The following is a 2,746-nucleotide window of genomic DNA, read 5'->3' as shown; positions in this document are numbered from 1 at the left end:
GCGCCTTCGGCAAGGCGATGACCGACCGCGGCCTCGGCGGCCACATCGTCAACCTCTCCTCGATGGCGGCCTACACCCCGCAGCAGGGCTTCGCCGCTTACTCCACCTCCAAGTCGGCGGTCTTCATGTTCTCCGACTGCCTGCGCGCCGAACTCGCCGCCAAGGGCATCGAGGTCCACACCATCTGCCCCGGCATCGTGCATACCAATATCGTTGCCACCACCCGCTTCTCGGGCATCTCCGCCGAGGAGGAAGCCGCCAAGCAGCAGCGCTACGACAAGCTGTACGCGGCCCGCCGCTACGGCCCGGACAAGGTCGCGGCCCAGATCGTCAAGGCCGTGGAGAACGGCCGTGAGGTCGTGCCGGTCACCCCGGAAGCCTGGCTTCAGTACCGCTTCAACCGCTATGCCCCCGCGGTCGCCCGCTTCTTCGCGGCGCGGGTCAAGCTGACGTAATCCGTCCGCACGCATGAGTCGGGCCCCCGATGGGTATCCATCGGGGGCCCTGCCGTTTTCGGCGGGTTCGAGCGGCCGGGGAGGGCCGCGGAGAGGGGGTACGGCAATGCTCGGCGGCATCATGATGGCCCTGATCGCATTGGCGATCATCGGATGGATGGTCTGGCTCGAGCGTCGGCGCGCTCGCAACCAACGGCTGCAGTGGTCGCTGCCCTGGCGTCACGGAACGGACTGGCCCAGCTCCTACGGCAGTGGCGGCGGGCACGGTGCCGGGCCCAGCGGTTGCGGCGGTGGTCACAGCGGCTGCGGCACCGGGAGTAGCTGCGGTGGCGGCAATTGCGGTGGCGGCGGTGGCTGTGGGGGCGGTAGTGGTGGCTGCAGCGGCGGTGGGGGTGGCTGTGGCGGCGGCGGAGGCAACGGCTAGCAGGTCACGGCCGTCCCCGGAAAATGGGTTTGCGGCATCGATCCGTCGCGGTAGCTTTCGCGATAACTCACGGTCATAGCGGCCGTGACCAGGGGGAAGGAGACCGGTGATGATTATCGCGATCATCGTGGTCCTCGTAGTACTCGCGGTGGTGGGGATCCTGACCGGCTCCAACCGCGACGAGTCCGATCGCCGACGCAGGCGCGACAGCTGGGGGTTCGGCTCGGACGGCGGTGACAGCGGCAGCAGCTCGAGCGGCGGCTGGGCCGACGGCGGCGGCCATCACGGCTGCGGCGGTGGGCACAGCGGTTGCGGTGGCGGAAGTAGTTGCGGCGGTGGCGGTTGCGGGGGAGGCGGCTGCGGCGGCAGCAGCTGACGGGTTGTCGCGGGCCGGTTCACTCCGCCCGTAGCGCCGCCTCGATGGAGTGGACCCGCTCCGCCGGAATTCCCCACGGATGGTCCACTCCGACAACACTGTCCAGATCCCACAGCACACATTCCTCACCCGGCTGAGCCACGAACGACCAGGCGACCACGGTGCGGCCCAGCTGATCAGCCATCGGATCACCCGAACCGCTGCCCTCCCCGTCGGGGAAGTGGTGCAGGAACTTGCCGTAGGCGTTATCGCAGAATCGCGCATACCGTTTGGTGCACAAGATGAGCCCGTGCCAAGCCTCGTCGACCGCATGCGACGGCATCCCGATCACCTGATCATCCCGCATCGCCGCCCCGCAACACCGCAACCATTGCCGCAAACCGGTTTCCACCAGCTCGCGGGGTTGCCACGGCGAGGTCTTGAACACGGCTTCCGGAAGCTCCAACTCCGCCACGGCCCGATTGATCTGGTCCACCCGCGGCGGCCGGGAACGGTTCAGCAGCATGGCATCACGCTACGTCGAGACCGACGCGGACCGCGAGCGTTATTCGACCGGAGGGCTGTCCGCCTCGACTTGGGTACGGAATTGTCCGGGTGTCAGTCCGGTTTCCTCCCGAAATGCCCGATAGAAATGCCGGTCGGTGGCGAATCCTGACGCGGCGGCGACCTCGGGCAACGGCCGGGTGGGATCGGACCGGATGATCCGGCGGGCGTGCTCGACCCGCATGCGGCGCACGAGCAGGCCGGGGCCGCCGATGCTTTCGCACACCCGGTAGAGCGTCTGCCTCGTCACCAGGCACGCTTGGGCGATCACATCGACGGTCAGATCCGGATCGGTGTAGTTCCCGCGGAGATAGGCGAGTATCTGACGGCGCTGGTGCAGCGCTTCCCCGGCGGTCACGCCATCGGTGTGCAGCGGCTCGATCGAGCTGAGGGGGAGGTTCCAGCGGTAAGCGTCGAGTAGGTCCTCGACATAGGTCGGCGGTACGTAGCAGGAGACGCGTCGCAGATGAATCGGTACGTCGCCGAGCGTCAACGGCTGGGCGGCCTCGATCGGGAAGGTCGCGAGTTCGGGCGCGGGGCTCGTCAGACCGCTCTGCTCGAGCACGGAGATTGCTTCCGATTCCTTTGCCCCGCAGCACCATTCGATGACAAGGTCGCGATCGCCGCGCGAATAGGTGTTGGCCAGCCCGTGCCTGGTCGCGATGAGGCTGGTCAGCTTCGGCCGCCGCAGGAGTCTGCTGAACAGATAGTCCCGGGCGACCGGATCGATACTGATCGGATTCGACCAGAGCTCGATCTCCGATGCTTCGGCGCTGTGTTCCCGGTCCGGCGCGTCACGCCAGAGCGCGTGGCCGCGGCGCAGTTTCACCTCGGGGAGGCGAAACTCGCCGGGCAGCCCGAATTCGACGGCCGCGGTGGTCGACACGTACCGCAGCAGAATATGACCGGGCCTCGACGGTGCGGGACGCATACCGGGTATGCCGCGGA

At 67.7% G+C, this 2,746-nt stretch carries 4 protein-coding genes; 2 read left to right on the top strand and 2 right to left on the bottom strand.

Features of this window, described 5'->3' with window-relative positions:
* Positions 1-455: SDR family NAD(P)-dependent oxidoreductase (locus tag ACWELQ_RS43060; protein ID WP_452402744.1), on the top strand; the 455-nt coding region annotated here is incomplete at its 5' end.
* Between the two features lie 533 nt (positions 456-988).
* Positions 989-1,255, top strand: a complete 267-nt coding sequence (locus tag ACWELQ_RS43055) for a hypothetical protein (RefSeq protein ID WP_452402743.1) — start codon at positions 989-991, stop codon at positions 1,253-1,255.
* Between the two features lie 19 nt (positions 1,256-1,274).
* On the opposite strand, the gene ACWELQ_RS43050 is transcribed toward ACWELQ_RS43055, so the two are convergent.
* Both ACWELQ_RS43050 and ACWELQ_RS43045 read right to left on the bottom strand, forming a co-directional pair.
* Positions 1,275-1,760: a hypothetical protein gene (locus ACWELQ_RS43050; RefSeq protein WP_452402742.1), complete on the bottom strand. Its 486-nt coding sequence runs from the start codon at positions 1,758-1,760 to the stop codon at positions 1,275-1,277.
* Positions 1,761-1,799: 39 nt separating this feature from the next.
* Positions 1,800-2,746: helix-turn-helix transcriptional regulator (locus ACWELQ_RS43045; protein ID WP_452402741.1), on the bottom strand; the 947-nt coding region annotated here is incomplete at its 5' end.

It is taken from the genome of Nocardia sp. NPDC004722, from assembly GCF_053601505.1.
The sequence above is the reverse complement of the archived record's forward strand: the minus strand, read 5'-3'. Positions and strand labels throughout refer to the sequence as shown.

Bases quoted from the DNA above. Each gene is read 5' to 3' on its own strand.
- ACWELQ_RS43050 (WP_452402742.1), bottom strand. From the start codon at position 1,760: ATGCTGCTGAACCGTTCCCGGCCGCCGCGGGTGGACCAGATCAATCGG.
- ACWELQ_RS43055 (WP_452402743.1), top strand. From the start codon at position 989: ATGATTATCGCGATCATCGTGGTCCTCGTAGTACTCGCGGTGGTGGGG.